The following is a 14,562-nucleotide window of genomic DNA, read 5'->3' as shown; positions in this document are numbered from 1 at the left end:
ACCTTTCAAAAATGGTATACATCCATCTCCTGTTCATCGTCTTCGTCGTTAGCAATCGTAATATCCATACGAACCGACAAGTCTATGTCATAGGGTTCAAAAACCGCTTCCCCTTCCTGCTCAACCACTCGTATAACCGGTCTCCACGGGAGATTCCGGTTTTTCCTGACTACGACCGCTTTGCTTCCGTTACTCACATTGACGCTAACCCCATTCGGGTAAAGCGCAATAACTTTCTGGAACGCAGCAACGATCTCATTGTCAAAAAGGGTCCCCGCCCCTTTATACAGAATCTCAAGCCCTTCATGAGGAAGCATCGCTTTACGGTATACCCGGTGGGATGTTACGGCGTCAAACACATCAGCTACCGCCATCACTTTCGCATAGTCATGTATATCTTTCCCCCTGCGTCCTTCCGGGTATCCGCTTCCATCGATACGTTCATGATGCTGAAGGGCGCAGTGAGCGGCAAGGATCGGGACATTGGGCATATCTTTGAGAATATAATACCCATCCGATGTATGCTGCTTTACCAATTCAAACTCTTCATCAGTCAGTTTTCCCGGTTTATTTAACACTTTCTCCGGAATCATCATCTTTCCGACATCGTGCAAAATAGCACCAAGGCCGATTTCGCGCAGTGCTTTCTCCGAAAAGCCAAGCTCCAACGCAAGGCGGAGTGTATACACGGTAACCTGGAGTGAATGTGTGAATACATAGGAGTCATACAGCAGCACATCCGACAGCAGTCCGATGGCTTCGTCGTGGCTTTTCACGTCGCTTAGGACCATATCTACAATGCCGGAGAACGTTTTGCTTAAATTCTGTCCTTTAAAAGAGCCGGCCAGGTTCTCCTCCCTGCCGATCCAGCTGAACTCTTCTTTCATTGTCTGTACAGCTTGAAGCCTTGTTTCATCCCGGAGCGGCTGTTTCACTTCAATATCATTAGTGAGCGGATCATCGACATAAATATACGTGAATGATTTATCCATCAAACGTTTAATGAGCACAGGTGTTAATTCCACTCCACGTTGAAGCAGAATCTTTCCTTCATCATCGACCAAAGCTTGTCCCAGCTTTTCACCGGGCTTCAGAGACTGGACCCGTTTTATTTTCATTGCAGTATCACTCCCATTTCTCCCCGAATCCTCTGCTGATCAATTCATTCCCCCATCGCTTTACTTGAGTGCAGCTGCCAGTACGTCCCGCATCATTTCCGGCATGTAATACGTTTTGGGACCACATTGGGCAAGACCCGGAAATAACGGGCCGAAGGTGAACATATCCGCTGTAGCAAGTTGATACGTCCGTTTCGGGTCGAGGGGTTCTCCGTGAATCAGAACCGTCTTTATCTGCGCTCCATGTTTTCTTTCTTCCCAGACAAGATCCAGACCCGAAAAAGCCATTCTTCCCATCATTTCTCCTCGGAATCCGAGACCTTTCACCGGAAGATGGATCATTTTTTCGGTAAAAGCAGCTAAAATGGTTTCTTTTAACACAGCTCCCGGTACCGGCAGTACACAAGGGTTAATCGGATGCGGACAGAGACGGTGAAGGTCTGCTCGACTGACCGTCCCGGCCTGCAGAGACTCCAGCAGCAAACCGGAATTGACCATGGCAATTTCTGCACGGCACCATTCTCTTAACCCCTGCGCCAGCTTATCAGCAAAAGGGGAAGCGTCCGTCCAGGAGACCGGCAGAGGCTCTTTAATAGACGCCACTGCTCTGTTCATTGTCTCTTTTGCATCACTTTTTAATTGTTGAAGCAGATGATTCGTATCGCTGTCAGGTTCTTCCTTACTGATATCGACAGCTGCCCCTTCTTTGTTTACGAGTTGATGCGTTTCTTTATCAAATTCCAGTTTCACCTGCCCGGCATAATACCCGCTTTTTCCGCATTGGGCGATAAGTGTATCATTCAGCAGAATGGATGTTTTCAGCAGGTGGTGCGTATGAGCTCCGAGAATAACATCGATGTCCGAGTACGTCCTGGCAATCTCTTCATCCTGGGGATAGCCGAGATGGGATAGAAGAATCACAGCATCAGCCTGCTTTCTCACTTTTGCTGCAAGACCGGGGAGAATGCCGCCGGGATCCCTCACATCCCAGCCCAGTTCACGGTAGAACGGGTAAAAAGGAACAGTCATTCCAATCAGACCGAGCCTTACCCCTTCTTTTGTTTCGACAATCTTATAGGGCTCAGCCCAGGAGGGGAGATGCCCGTTTTCATCAAAAAGGTTAGCCAGAAGCACCTTGAAATCTGCTTCTTCGTATAATGCTTCCAGTTCATCTTTGGACAGCGTAATCCCTTCGTTATTACCGATAGAAGCGTATTGTATGCCGGCGTGATTAAGAAGCGCCACATTTCCTTTCCCCCGGGTCGCTTCTGTCACTGGATGAACCCGGTCCGCATGATCTCCCAGATCAAAAAACAGAGCAGTTTCGTCTTTTTTTTCATGAAAACGGCTCCGTTCTTTCATATAGGACACCGCTGCCGGCCATTGTTCCAGGTTACTGTGCAGATCATTCGTATGGTATAAATAAATAGGTTGTATAGAAGACAATAACGTGCACCGCCTTTTTCATAACTGCCACGTGATGCTAAGTTCCGGTTACTCCCTGCCATATTAAACGTATGCCTATGATCACAAGAAATATCCTGAGAATAAGGACAAGGGTATTGCTTTTCAGGCGTTGATTGACAGCGGCTCCTATTTTCGCTCCAAACCAGGCTCCCGGTATGAGTGCCAGCGCATACAGCCACTCTACATTTCCAAGAGCAATGTGGGAAACGGAGCTGGTCAGCGCGGAAAGTAAAACGAGAAACATGGAGGTCGCCACAGCTGTATGAGGAGGAAAGCTGAAAAGAAGGATCATGACCGGTACCATGAGCGAACCGCCGCCAATGCCGAACAGGCCCGAGCACATCCCTACAACAAAGGCAGTCAGCACACCAGTAATTGGCTGAAAACCGTATTCCTTTTCGTCCCCTTCTGCATCTATGTATGTCCTGCGGATCCCTTTTTTCGGGGCTTTCATCGCAGGAAGCCGGTTACGGACGATCAGAATAAATGACATAAAAATCATGAATATACCGAACCAAACAAGAAACGGCTCTGTTTCCATACCTTTATTCAACCAGACTCCGGTTAATGCCCCCGGTCCGCTTCCGATAAAAAATACAGCCCCTGCAACATAATCGATCTTTTTTTGTTTCATGTAGGCAAGCGTTGAGGAGAGACCGGTGAATATCATAATCAACAGGGATGTGCCAACCGCCGTCTGCGGCGTAACATGGGAAAAAAACTCATGGATGCCGCTGTATACCATCAACGCCGGTACAACAATAATACCGCCGCCAAGCCCCATCAAGCTTCCCAGTATTCCCGCCAGGAGACCTGTCATCATCAACAGGATCCAAACCATAGTAATCCTCTTTTCTGCTATCTGCTTCCCTTACGTTTCCTTGTAAAGAATTCATTATTCCATTCTACTATGATTCCATATCATCAAACAATGAAATTTGCCGTGGAGCCAGTCCTTTATAGGAAATACCGGCAATCTTAAGAAAAGTTTCTGCATTCGGCGCGGCATGCCTCCCGGAATTATTATTAAAAATGAAATAAATGTTCTCCGTTACTTTTTCCAAATACTGCAGCCGTTCATACCATGCTTTCAACTCCTCATAGGAGTAATTGTACAAATAGCGGACATTGCGCCAGTTCTCCCCCTGTACCGGACGTCTCCATGCTTCCTTATTACGGCCGTGCAGCCGCACAAGCGTTTTTTTGGGATCTGTCGCACGCAGCACAAGCGGCACCGATCCCTCTTCGATCTGTGGTTCGTCACAGATACTGTGAATCCATTCTTCCTGCTTCATGAACGCCAATGTTTTTTCTTTCCACTCTTCGTTAAACCAGGACGAGTGACGAAACTCGAGAGCGCATGGAAAATGTGCCAGTTCTTCACGGACGTAGCGCAGATAAGCAACGTTTTCCTTGGTGCATTCAAACCACGGAGGAAACTGACAGAGGACCATCGCCAGCTTTCCCGCTTGCTGCAGCGGCTCAAGTGAAGCCTTGAAAGCAGCAAACATTTCTTTTTTGGAGGAAAAGGGGATTTCGCCGCGTTCGTGTCCTGTCATCCCCTGATACGCTTTCACAATAAACGAAAAACGCTCCGGCGTCTGCCGGATCCACTTCTCCATATTTTTCAGCGGCTGTACAGCGTAAAACGAGGCATCAAGCTCCACCACCGGAAAATGGGCACTGTATTCTTCCAGCTTTTCCTGCTGCCGGATTCCCGGCGGATACAGCAGGTCATGATCTCCCCAGCCTGTCAACCCTGTCAGAATCATACCAGTCTCCCCTTATGTATTAATATGAAAGGAAAAAGCGAACCCTTCGGACGGGTCCGCTTTCTCATAGTGTTCGTCTATTAACCGATGGATCCTTCCATTTCGAAACGGATGAGACGGTTCATTTCGACCGCGTACTCCATTGGAAGTTCTTTCGTAAATGGTTCGATAAAGCCCATCACAATCATTTCCACCGCTTCTTCTTCAGAGATGCCCCGGCTCATCAGGTAGAAGAGCTGTTCTTCCGATACTTTGGAAACCGTGGCTTCGTGTTCAAGAGCGATATTATTGTTCATGATCTCGTTATACGGAATCGTATCTGACGTGGACTCATTGTCCATGATCAGCGTATCGCATTCCACTTTCGATTTGGAGCCTTCCGCTTTCCGTCCGAAGTGGGCGATGCCGCGGTACGTCACCTTACCTCCGTGTTTGGAGATCGACTTCGAAACGATAGTGGAAGAGCAGTTCGGCGCGAGATGCATCACTTTTGCACCTGCGTCCTGATGCTGGTTTTTACCTGCGATGGCGATGGAAAGAATGGTTCCTTTCGCACCTTCCCCGCGCATCAGGACCGATGGATATTTCATCGTGAGCTTGGAACCGATATTGCCGTCGACCCATTCCATCGTCGCACCTGCGTCGGCTGTTGCACGCTTTGTGACAAGGTTATACACGTTCGGCGCCCAGTTCTGGATGGTTGTATAACGGCAGTATGCGTTTCGTTTTACCGAAATCTCCACAACAGCGCTGTGAAGGGAGTCGCTATTATATACCGGAGCGGTACATCCTTCCACATAGTGAACGGAACTGTCTTCATCGGCAATAATAAGGGTCCGCTCAAACTGCCCCATGCTTTCCGAGTTAATACGGAAGTATGCCTGAAGCGGTGTCTCGGTCTTCACTCCCTTTGGAACATAGATGAAGGAACCGCCGGACCAAACCGCGGAATTCAGTGCTGCGAATTTGTTGTCTGACGGAGGAATAACTTTTCCGAAATGCTCTCTGAAGAGATCTTCATTTTCTTTCAGAGCTGTATCTGTATCTTTAAATACGATACCCATTTCTTCAAGATCTTCCTGAAGGTTGTGATACACCACTTCCGATTCGTACTGCGCGGATACACCGGCAAGGTATTTCTGCTCGGCTTCCGGGATGCCTAGTTTATCAAACGTGTTCTTGATTTCTTCCGGTACTTCATCCCATGATGTTTCCGAGCGCTCGGAAGGTTTCACATAATACGTGATATCGTCAAAGTCAAGACCCGACAGGTCTCCGCCCCACTGCGGCGTCGGCATCTTATAAAACTGTTCCAGTGCTTTCAGGCGGAAGTCCAGCATCCACTGAGGTTCTTCCTTCATATTGGATATTTCACGAACAACGTTTTCTGTCAGTCCCCGTTCGGAACGGAACACCGAAACGTCTTTATCATGAAACCCGTACTGGTACTCTTCCATTTCCGGCATTTGCTTAGCCATTATTGAATGACCTCCTTTTTAGAAAAATCCATAGAATTTTTCGATTTTCTGCCGTTGTACAAGGTTATCGGGTTCTGTCTCCCATTATAGGGGGTAACCCCCCGTTAATGAAAGGTATATTGTCACTTTCCCTGCAAATCAGTCGGTTTCTTCTTCCTCATTACCGAGGCCCTTTTCCATGGCCTTCCATGCAAGTGTAGCACATTTTATTCTTGCAGGGAACTTTGTTACACCCTGCAGCGCTTCAATATCGCCAAGGTCATATTTATCATCATAATCCTCACCCTGCACCATCTGCGAGAAGATGTCGGACATTTCCAGTGCATTTTCCACCGGCTGACCTTTGACAGCCTCTGTCATCATAGAGGCGGAGGATAGGCTGATTGAGCATCCTTCTCCGACGAATTTGGCGTCTGAGATTTTGTCATCTTCCACTTTCAGCTGCAGCTGAATCCGGTCGCCGCAGGTGGGATTATTCATATTCACATGGAGAGTTTCCCCTTCCATGTCCCCTTTATTCCGGGGATTTTTGTAGTGATCCATAATGACCTGACGGTAAAGAGTATCGAGATTACTATGCGAAGACATCACCAAAATACTCCTTTGTTTTTATTAAACCTTCCGTAAGGGCATCAACATCTTCTTTTGAGTTATAGATATAAAAACTTGCCCTTGCCGTCGCCACCACATTCAACCATTTCATGAGCGGCTGCGCGCAGTGATGGCCCGCCCGGACCGCGATTCCCTCAATATCAAGTGCGGTAGCCGCATCATGGGGATGCAGTTCATCCACATTGAACGTAACGAGAGCTGCTCGTGTTTCCGGGCCGTAAATGTGAATGCCGTCGATTTCTTTCAGCCTCTTCATTGCGTACTGCGCGAGTTCCGCTTCGTGGGCTTCGACATTTTCCATGCCGATGTCCTCAAGAAAATCAATCGCAGCGCCGAGACCGATTGCCCCTGCAATAATAGGGGTTCCGCCTTCGAATTTCCACGGAATATCCTTCCACGTGGAATCATACAGGTCAACAAAATCAATCATTTCCCCTCCGAATTCCACCGGCTCCATTTTTTCAAGAAGACGTTTTTTCCCGTACAGCACTCCGATGCCGGTCGGACCGCCCATCTTGTGACCGGAAAAAGCAAAAAAGTCACAGTCAAGATCCTGAACGTCCACCCTCATGTGCGGAACGCTCTGCGCCCCATCTACAACAGTTACGGCATCGTGCTCATGCGCAATCTGTGTGATCTCTTTAATCGGGTTGATGGTTCCAAGTACATTGGAGACGTGCGTAACGGCCACGATTTTTGTCTTGGACGTAATGGTGCGGCGGGCATCCTCAAGAGACAGCGTTCCATCTTCGTGCATCGGCATATACTTCAGGGAAGCTCCTGTCGCCTTGGCTGCCTGCTGCCACGGAATGATGTTGCTGTGATGCTCCATCGGCGTCAGCACAATTTCATCGCCTTCCTGCAGCACTGACCGCCCGTAGCTGTACGCGACGGTGTTAATGGCGGTCGTTGTCCCGCGCGTGAAAATGATTTCACGGGCCCTTGGCGCATGGATAAAGGAACGCACCTTTTCCCGGGCTCCTTCATAACCATCCGTTGCCAGACTTCCGAGTGTATGAACACCCCGGTGCACGTTGGAGTTGTAGCGGCGGTAGTAATCTTCCACCGCTTCAATCACCTTATTCGGCTTCTGGGAGGTGGCGGCACTGTCCAGATAGACGAGCGGACTTCCGTTAACCTCCTGTTGAAGGATAGGAAACTGTTCTTTGATTTCCTTTACATCCATCAGTAGACTTTCCTTTCAATAACTTCCGTCAAGCGCTCTTTGACGGCCTGAATCGGAAGTTCATTAACCACCGGCGCAAGGAAGCCGTGAATAATCAGTCGTTCCGCTTCCGTTCTTGAGATGCCGCGGCTCATCATATAGAACATCTGCATCGGGTCGACCCGGCCGACAGAAGCAGCGTGTCCTGCTGTCACATCGTCCTCATCGATCAACAGAATCGGGTTGGCATCACCACGGGCACGTTCACTGAGCATCAGAACACGTTCTGTCTGCTGTCCATCTGCTTTTGTGCCGCCGTGTTTGATTTCTGTCACTCCGTTGAAAATGGAGGAAGCATGGTCTTTCATAACACCGTGCGTCAAAATATGACCGACGGAGTTTTTACCGTAATGGATAATATCGGTCCAGAAGTTCTGGCTTTGGTCACCCCGGCCGATCGATACAGCTTTTGTATCTGCCTTTGAACCATCGCCTTGAAGAACGGTTGTGTTGTCGGAAACGGTATTGCCTTCATTCATCTGGCCCAGTGCCCATTCGAGATAGCCGTCTCTTTCCACGCGGCCCCGCCGATTCACATACGTAGTGACGCCTTTTTCGAAATGGTCCACCGCACCATAAGATACTTTCGCATTCTGTCCAACGTACACTTCGGAGATGATATTGGCCGCTGCCGACTGCTCTCTGTTAAAGGAAGCGTAGTTTTCCAGATACGTCACTTCACTGTTATCCTCAGCAGCGATAATAACGTGATTGAAAAGACCCATTTCCGGATCGTCCTGCCAGTAAATCGTCTGTAGCGGCGATTCAACAGTTACATTTTTCGGAACGTATATAAATATTCCACCATTCAGAAGAGCTACGTGCAAAGCTGTCAAACGGTGTTCATCAACGTCCACGGCACTTCCCATAAAATACTTTTTAAGAAGATCACTGTGTTCTCTGGCCGCCGTTTCTATATCAAGAAACAGAACGCCCTGTTCCTGAAGGTGGTCACTTCCGGTACGATAAATCGGCTTGCCGTCCCGGAACACAATCAAATTCTGCTCTTCTGTGCTGCGGTCGATCAGTTTCTGAACGTCTTCATGAAGTTCATCCACCGAATCGATGGCAGAGAGTTCGCCCGGTTCATGTTTAAATTCAGTGAAGTTCCACGTTTTGATGTTGGTCTTTTCAGGCTTTGGCAGGTTCAGCTCATCCGCCAGACGAATGGCGGTAACACGCTGTTCTGTAAGCCACTCGGGCTCTCCGCGGTTTTGGGAGTATTCTCTTACGTAATTTTCGTCGTACGTCCATTTCGTATCCACTGACATTCTATTACCTCCCTCGCTTACGCCTGTTCGCCGACTTTTTCGTCTTCAATGCCGAGTTCTTCTTTAATCCAGTCGTACCCTTCGTCTTCAAGACGCTGAGCCAGTTCTGCACCACCGGACTTCACGACACGTCCCTGCATCATGACATGGACTTTGTCTGGAGTGATGTAATTCAAAAGACGCTGATAGTGAGTGATGATAAGACAGCCGAAATCCGGGGATTTTATGCTGTTGATTCCTTTGGAAACAACTTTCAGCGCGTCAATGTCGAGTCCGGAGTCAATTTCATCAAGGATAGCAATTCTCGGTTCAAGCATAAGAAGCTGCAGAATTTCATTCCGCTTCTTCTCACCGCCGGAAAAGCCTTCGTTCAGATAACGCTGGGAAAAAGATTGATCAATTTCCAGTTCATCCATTTTGCTGTCCATCTTTTTGATAAATTTCATCAGCGAAATTTCATCGCCTTCTTCGCGTCCTGAGTTAATGGCCGAACGCATGAAGTCGGAGTTTGTCACACCACTGATCTCGCTTGGGTACTGCATCGCAAGAAACATGCCGGCATGGGCGCGCTCGTCCACTTCCATTTCCAGAACGTCTTTACCGTCCAGGTAAACGCTGCCCTGGGTGATATCATATCTTGGATGACCCATGATTGCGGAAGCAAGTGTTGATTTCCCGGTACCGTTTGGGCCCATGATTGCGTGAATCTCGCCGCCGTTAATCTCCAAGTCGAGTCCTTTGATAATTTCCGATCCGTCAATTTCCACATGCAGATCCTGAATCTTAAGGGTTGATCCTGCCATCAGAAATACCTCCATCATATCAATATTAAAGGAACATTCCCGTTCCTTCATGATTCTCAATTTATTCTCATTATCATTTTAAAACAAATTCAAATAGACTTCAAGAAACACGGGCCTCTGTGCTTCAATAGAAAAGGGAGCCGCCCCTTCCAGGCTCAGCCCCCTTCACCACTTATCTTTTTTATTGTAACAAAAACACGCAATGATTCAAAGGAAAAGCAGATGGTATATTATTCACCAAACTGTTCAGCCAACTGGCGGCCTTTTCTGTGATTTTGTTCACGGGAAATTTCTACTTGGATGCGGCGGTCCAGACTGTTGTTGTACTCAGCGTAACCAAAGCCGTGAAACTGGTGCATAGCTTTTTCCATTTCTGTTGTCGGATTGCTGCTGATTGCGTGGATAACGAATCCATCCTTTCGTTGTTTTTAACACATTATCCACGGTACCACGCACTCTTTTTCAAAACAAAGCTTTGTTTTTGTTAAATTTTCTAACAAATGAAACTCAGCAGCAATCTGTCCTGTTTCTTTCGAACAGACGGAAACATGCTGGGTGTTTTTCGGCGTTTCTTTATTCTTTACTGTTTCATTTGATTGTCCGTGCTTAGTTCCTGCACCGCTTCCCGAACCAGGGTGACAGCCTGACTCATCGCTGCTCCGCCCCCAAATGCTGCGGTCACCCCGAGAATTTCCATGATTTCTTTTTCGGTGCACCCTTCATCCAGGCATCCTTTCGTATGATAGATGATACAGTACTCATCCTGTGCATACACACTGAGCGCAAGGGCCATCCGCTGTTTTTCCTTCGCCTGCAGTTCCCCTGATTTAAAACAGGCTTCTGTGAACGCGTTATACCGTCTTGCAATGTGGGGGATTTTCTCCTGGAAAATACCGATTCCTTCTTTGTACTCCTGCAGCGCCTGCTGAATAAATGATGTCTGCTGTTGCTGCTGCTGTTGCTGTTCCTGCTGCGGCATGACACGGCCTCCCTTATTTCCTTTTCCTGTAGTATGCCGGCAGCTGTATTGATTTATACCGCTTTGTAAGAAAGAAGTCGGCACACATCAGGAAGCGGACGCAGTTTACCTTCAAAAACGAAAAGAATCCGGGACAAAAGAAAACACGAATGTCCTGCGGTGTTGTTCATCAGTCGTACAGCAGCGGAGTCAACATGCTTCGACTCCTGGTCTCCTGCTCCGAACAGTGCGACCCGTGACTCCTCGGCAAGATGTGCGGCGGTCCGTTCGGCGCCTGCACGTGACATACCTCCACAGGATAATGACGTTTACGAGGGACCCCGTACTATAAAATGCCTCAGGCGATGTGACTAGCGACGTTTACAGGAGCGTGGAATCCTCTAAAGTGCCTTATGAATCATTCATGACGACGTTTAAAGGCGCACCGGACCCTCTAAAGTGCCTTCGGCGTCAGGCCTAACGACGTTTACGGGAGTGCGGAACCCCCTAAAGTGCCTTGGGACTATTCATCCCTCATTTCACGAGCTTTTTGCTGCATTGGTCCGTTCGTTTCCCGGCTGAACGCAGCCTCGATCCGTTCATAATGACGTTTACGGGTGCGCGAAACCCTCTAAAGTGCCTTATGAATCATTCATAACGACGTTTAAAGGCGCACCATACCCTCTAAAGTGCCTTCGGCGTCAGGCCTAACGACGTTTAGGGGGACGCAGCACCTCCTAAAGTGCCTTCGGACCCATTCCCAACGAACAACGCTCGTCCACCCATCCCGAACGCCACGCACTAACGCCTCCATGTTCTAAACCTCCCGTACATCCGCCATGCCTTTGCCTGCCTTTATACTGCGCTATACCGGCCGGCGTCGTGATCAGAGATCTGGAGCATCCGGGCTACGCCGGTTTCGACAGGCAGCTGATCCGGTGGAGCCCCGGCTAATCGATGCCCACCCTTGTACTATGGAGTGCATAGAAGACACGATGAGCGCCAGCGAATCGATGTCGCCCTTGTGCTCTGGAGTAAAAGCAAAGTATGTTGGCGCAGTGGTTGATCTCAGAAACGAAAAACGCCGAACGATTTCCTGAAATCGTTCGGCGTTTTTCATTTTTTTAAGGTGTTGTCCCAGTCCCTTTTTCCCATTTCACAAACCGTTATAATATCCTATTGCTTTGCCGGTATAACAGCTCCGTCGTATTCTTCTTCAATAAACTGGGCGGTTTCCTCAGACTGCAGCACGTCGACGAGCGTTTGAATGCTTTCCTTATCTTCATCTTCGCTTCGTACAGCGACAATATTGACGTAAGGGTTGTCTTCAGCGCTTTCCAGTGCAATCGCATCCTCAACCGGGCTTAATCCGGCATCAATCGCATAGTTGGAATTAATCAGCACGGCATCTCCTTCTCCGTTCTGGTAAGCCTGTGGAAGCACTGCAGCTTCAACATCAGCACGGAATGTGAAGTTATTCGGGTTCTCTTTGATGTCATTAATCGTCGCATCCACGCCCGAATCTTCCGGCATCGTAATCAACCCTTTTTCGTCAAGCATCTGCAGAATACGTCCGTGGTCGGCCACAGAACTGCTCATGATGATTTCGGCACCTTCAGGGAGTTCATCAAGATTGTCATACTCCTGGGAATACACACCGATCGGCTCAATATGAACACCACCTGCATTTGCAAAATCATAGTTGTCATTATCTTCAAGCTGTCCCTCAAAATAAGGGATATGCTGATAATAGTTGGCGTCAAGTTCTTCTTGAGCAAGTGCTTTGTTCGGAAGTACATAGTCGTTAAACGTTTCAATCTGCAGCTCAATGCCTTCTTCATTCAGCTGATCTTTGGCGAATTCCAGAATTTCCGCGTGCGGTACATTGGTTGCCCCCACTGTAAGGGTTGTGTTTTCTTCCTCTTCCGAAGCATTTCCTTCGTTATTTTCTCCAGTAGATCCGGAATCCTGTTCTTCCGAACCGTTATCGGCTGTGCCGCATGCTCCAAGAAGCAGCACCAATGATGGAACAGCGATAAGTTGTGCCAATTTTTTCATGTTCGTTCCCTCCATTTTATCTTTTATCTAATTTACTGGTCAGCTGGTCTCCAATCATCTGGAAGACGAATACGATAATCAATACGGCGATGGTAGATGCAAAAGTCACGTCAGGCTGCGTACGCTGGAATCCCTCCCGGTACGCAAGATCCCCAAGACCGCCTGCACCAATTGCACCTGCCATAGCTGTAAAGCTGACCAGCGTAATACCTGTAACCGTAATGCCGGAAACAAGGGCCGGCATCGATTCAGGAAGCAGCACCCTCATAATAATTCTTCCCTGGCCGGCGCCCATGGACTGGGCTGCTTCAATAACCCCTTTATCGACTTCCCGGAATCCAATCTCCACAAGCCTCGCATAAAACGGTGCCGCGCCGGCAACAAGTGCCGGAAGCGCAGCACTCGGTCCAAGAAATGTTCCAAGCATGGCATTGGTAAAAGGAATCAATAGGATAAGCAGGATGATAAAAGGGATGGAACGGAAAATATTAACAACGGCAGCCGTCAACGCATGCAGTGTTTTATTTTCCCAGAAATTCCCCTTATCCGTTAAATAAAGAAGCAGACCGAGTATGATTCCAAGAATAAATGTCATGATAACAGCTGCAAGGCTCATATAGACAGTCTCAAGCGATGCTGTCCAGAGAGCCGCCCATTCCACGTTCGGAAACAATTGTTCAATCATGCTGCAGCACCTCCGCTTTCACCCGGTGTTCTTCCAAAAAACGAAGGGCTTCCTTCAGGTGTTCATCATCTCCCTGAAGCTGCACGAACAATGTACCGTAGCTTCCGTGCTGGGTTTTGGACAGTTTCCCTTGAAGAATATTGACTCCTACCCCGCAATGACGCACCAATTCCGTCATGACAGGCTGTTCTGCATCTTCTCCGACAAACCTCAGCTTCACGACAGGACCGTTTTCATCATCAATGAGCTCATACACAGCGTCCATCGTTTCTTCAGGTTCCGTGATCTGTTTGACAAACTCTTTTGTCATGTCTTCCTGAGGATAACGAAAGACTTCGAGAACATTTCCCTGTTCCACGATTCTTCCTTCCTCCATCACGGCAACCCGGTGACATATTTTTCGGATCACGTGCATTTCGTGTGTGATCAGCACGATAGTAAGCCCCAGTTTTTTATTGATATCGGTGAGCAGCTCCAAAATGGCATCCGTCGTTTTTGGATCGAGTGCCGACGTAGCTTCATCGCACAGCAGTACTTTTGGATTGTTAGCCAGTGCCCTGGCGATGCCGACGCGCTGTTTCTGCCCGCCGCTGAGCTGGGAAGGATAGGCGTCCCCGCGCCCTGTCAGTCCAACCAGATCAATCAGTTCGTTGACCCGGCTGTCTTTCTCCTGTTTTGACATCCCTGCAATTTCGAGCGGAAATGCTATATTGTCTTTTACCGTCCGTGACCAAAGGAGATTAAAGTGCTGAAAGATCATGCTGATTTCCTGACGCGCTTTCCGCAGCTCGCGGCCTTTCAGTTCAGACATGTTTTTATCTCCGACTGTCACCTGTCCGGCTGTCGGCTGTTCCAGCATGTTCAGCAGTCTGACCAACGTGCTTTTGCCGGCACCGCTGTAACCGATAATGCCGAAAATCTCCCCTTCATTGATGGAAAGATCCAGTGTATCAACAGCAGCTATGTCCTGGTCAGGAGTACGGAAAATTTTCGACAATTGATGCATCGTTATCATAAAGTATCCCTCTCCGTTAATCCTGATTAAACTTATCAGAAAACTTATTATGTTTCCTATAAAAATTCCGGATCAGCACATTCAGAACCGGAAAGAACAA

14 protein-coding genes are annotated in these 14,562 nt (G+C 48.3%); all 14 read right to left on the bottom strand.

Going from position 1 to position 14,562, the window contains the following annotated elements; genetic code table 11:
* Nucleotides 1-5: 5 nt before the first annotated feature.
* Nucleotides 6-1,118, bottom strand: coding sequence for an HD-GYP domain-containing protein (locus BM058_RS09225; RefSeq protein ID WP_090926748.1), 1,113 nt, complete (start codon nucleotides 1,116-1,118; stop codon nucleotides 6-8).
* Between the two features lie 60 nt (nucleotides 1,119-1,178).
* A complete protein-coding gene (locus BM058_RS09220) occupies nucleotides 1,179-2,564 on the bottom strand; it encodes a bifunctional metallophosphatase/5'-nucleotidase (protein ID WP_090926747.1) in 1,386 nt (461 codons plus the stop codon).
* Between the two features lie 37 nt (nucleotides 2,565-2,601).
* Complete coding sequence (locus tag BM058_RS09215) at nucleotides 2,602-3,426, bottom strand: sulfite exporter TauE/SafE family protein (RefSeq protein ID WP_090926746.1); 825 nt, start codon at nucleotides 3,424-3,426, stop codon at nucleotides 2,602-2,604.
* A gap of 67 nt (nucleotides 3,427-3,493) precedes the next feature.
* Nucleotides 3,494-4,357, bottom strand: coding sequence for a DUF72 domain-containing protein (locus tag BM058_RS09210; protein WP_090926745.1), 864 nt, complete (start codon nucleotides 4,355-4,357; stop codon nucleotides 3,494-3,496).
* Between the two features lie 80 nt (nucleotides 4,358-4,437).
* Nucleotides 4,438-5,835: a Fe-S cluster assembly protein SufB gene (sufB, locus tag BM058_RS09205; protein ID WP_090926744.1), complete on the bottom strand. Its 1,398-nt coding sequence runs from the start codon at nucleotides 5,833-5,835 to the stop codon at nucleotides 4,438-4,440.
* Nucleotides 5,836-5,973: 138 nt separating this feature from the next.
* On the bottom strand, nucleotides 5,974-6,423 hold the full coding sequence (gene sufU, locus BM058_RS09200; protein WP_090926743.1) for a Fe-S cluster assembly sulfur transfer protein SufU: 450 nt from the start codon (nucleotides 6,421-6,423) through the stop codon (nucleotides 5,974-5,976).
* A complete protein-coding gene (locus tag BM058_RS09195; RefSeq protein WP_090926742.1) occupies nucleotides 6,410-7,633 on the bottom strand; it encodes a cysteine desulfurase in 1,224 nt (407 codons plus the stop codon). The genes sufU and BM058_RS09195 overlap by 14 nt, the downstream gene beginning before the upstream one ends.
* Complete coding sequence (gene sufD / locus BM058_RS09190; protein ID WP_090926741.1) at nucleotides 7,633-8,943, bottom strand: Fe-S cluster assembly protein SufD; 1,311 nt, start codon at nucleotides 8,941-8,943, stop codon at nucleotides 7,633-7,635. Before sufD ends, BM058_RS09195 begins: the two co-directional genes overlap by 1 nt.
* 17 nt (nucleotides 8,944-8,960) lie before the next feature.
* Nucleotides 8,961-9,746, bottom strand: coding sequence for a Fe-S cluster assembly ATPase SufC (sufC, locus tag BM058_RS09185; RefSeq protein WP_090926772.1), 786 nt, complete (start codon nucleotides 9,744-9,746; stop codon nucleotides 8,961-8,963).
* A gap of 580 nt (nucleotides 9,747-10,326) precedes the next feature.
* Complete coding sequence (locus BM058_RS09180) at nucleotides 10,327-10,725, bottom strand: carboxymuconolactone decarboxylase family protein (RefSeq protein WP_090926740.1); 399 nt, start codon at nucleotides 10,723-10,725, stop codon at nucleotides 10,327-10,329.
* A 53-nt stretch (nucleotides 10,726-10,778) separates the two neighbouring features.
* Nucleotides 10,779-11,012 carry a hypothetical protein gene (locus BM058_RS09175; RefSeq protein WP_090926739.1) on the bottom strand — a complete coding sequence of 78 codons (234 nt, stop codon included), beginning with the start codon at nucleotides 11,010-11,012 and terminating at the stop codon, nucleotides 10,779-10,781.
* Nucleotides 11,013-11,880: 868 nt separating this feature from the next.
* The gene (locus BM058_RS09170) at nucleotides 11,881-12,762 is read right to left on the bottom strand and encodes a MetQ/NlpA family ABC transporter substrate-binding protein (protein ID WP_090926738.1); all 882 of its coding nucleotides are present in this window, start codon (nucleotides 12,760-12,762) and stop codon (nucleotides 11,881-11,883) included.
* A gap of 16 nt (nucleotides 12,763-12,778) precedes the next feature.
* The gene (locus tag BM058_RS09165) at nucleotides 12,779-13,447 is read right to left on the bottom strand and encodes a methionine ABC transporter permease (RefSeq protein WP_090926737.1); all 669 of its coding nucleotides are present in this window, start codon (nucleotides 13,445-13,447) and stop codon (nucleotides 12,779-12,781) included.
* Nucleotides 13,440-14,462: a methionine ABC transporter ATP-binding protein gene (locus tag BM058_RS09160; RefSeq protein ID WP_090926736.1), complete on the bottom strand. Its 1,023-nt coding sequence runs from the start codon at nucleotides 14,460-14,462 to the stop codon at nucleotides 13,440-13,442. Before BM058_RS09160 ends, BM058_RS09165 begins: the two co-directional genes overlap by 8 nt.
* Nucleotides 14,463-14,562 lie beyond the last annotated feature (100 nt).

This window comes from Salibacterium qingdaonense (genome assembly GCF_900114715.1).
GTDB lineage: Bacteria > Bacillota > Bacilli > Bacillales > Marinococcaceae > Salibacterium > Salibacterium qingdaonense.
This window is presented reverse-complemented; position numbering and strand designations above follow the sequence as displayed.

Coding starts and splice junctions, on each gene's coding strand:
- BM058_RS09170 (WP_090926738.1), bottom strand. CDS start 12,762: ATGAAAAAATTGGCACAACTTATCGCTGTTCCATCATTGGTGCTGCTT.
- BM058_RS09225 (WP_090926748.1), bottom strand. CDS start 1,118: ATGAAAATAAAACGGGTCCAGTCTCTGAAGCCCGGTGAAAAGCTGGGA.
- BM058_RS09210 (WP_090926745.1), bottom strand. CDS start 4,357: ATGATTCTGACAGGGTTGACAGGCTGGGGAGATCATGACCTGCTGTAT.
- BM058_RS09165 (WP_090926737.1), bottom strand. CDS start 13,447: ATGATTGAACAATTGTTTCCGAACGTGGAATGGGCGGCTCTCTGGACA.
- sufC (WP_090926772.1), bottom strand. CDS start 9,746: ATGGCAGGATCAACCCTTAAGATTCAGGATCTGCATGTGGAAATTGAC.
- BM058_RS09215 (WP_090926746.1), bottom strand. CDS start 3,426: ATGGTTTGGATCCTGTTGATGATGACAGGTCTCCTGGCGGGAATACTG.
- sufD (WP_090926741.1), bottom strand. CDS start 8,943: ATGTCAGTGGATACGAAATGGACGTACGACGAAAATTACGTAAGAGAA.
- BM058_RS09195 (WP_090926742.1), bottom strand. CDS start 7,633: ATGGATGTAAAGGAAATCAAAGAACAGTTTCCTATCCTTCAACAGGAG.
- BM058_RS09160 (WP_090926736.1), bottom strand. CDS start 14,462: ATGATAACGATGCATCAATTGTCGAAAATTTTCCGTACTCCTGACCAG.
- sufB (WP_090926744.1), bottom strand. CDS start 5,835: ATGGCTAAGCAAATGCCGGAAATGGAAGAGTACCAGTACGGGTTTCAT.
- BM058_RS09180 (WP_090926740.1), bottom strand. CDS start 10,725: ATGCCGCAGCAGGAACAGCAACAGCAGCAGCAACAGCAGACATCATTT.
- sufU (WP_090926743.1), bottom strand. CDS start 6,423: ATGTCTTCGCATAGTAATCTCGATACTCTTTACCGTCAGGTCATTATG.
- BM058_RS09175 (WP_090926739.1), bottom strand. CDS start 11,012: ATGTCACGTGCAGGCGCCGAACGGACCGCCGCACATCTTGCCGAGGAG.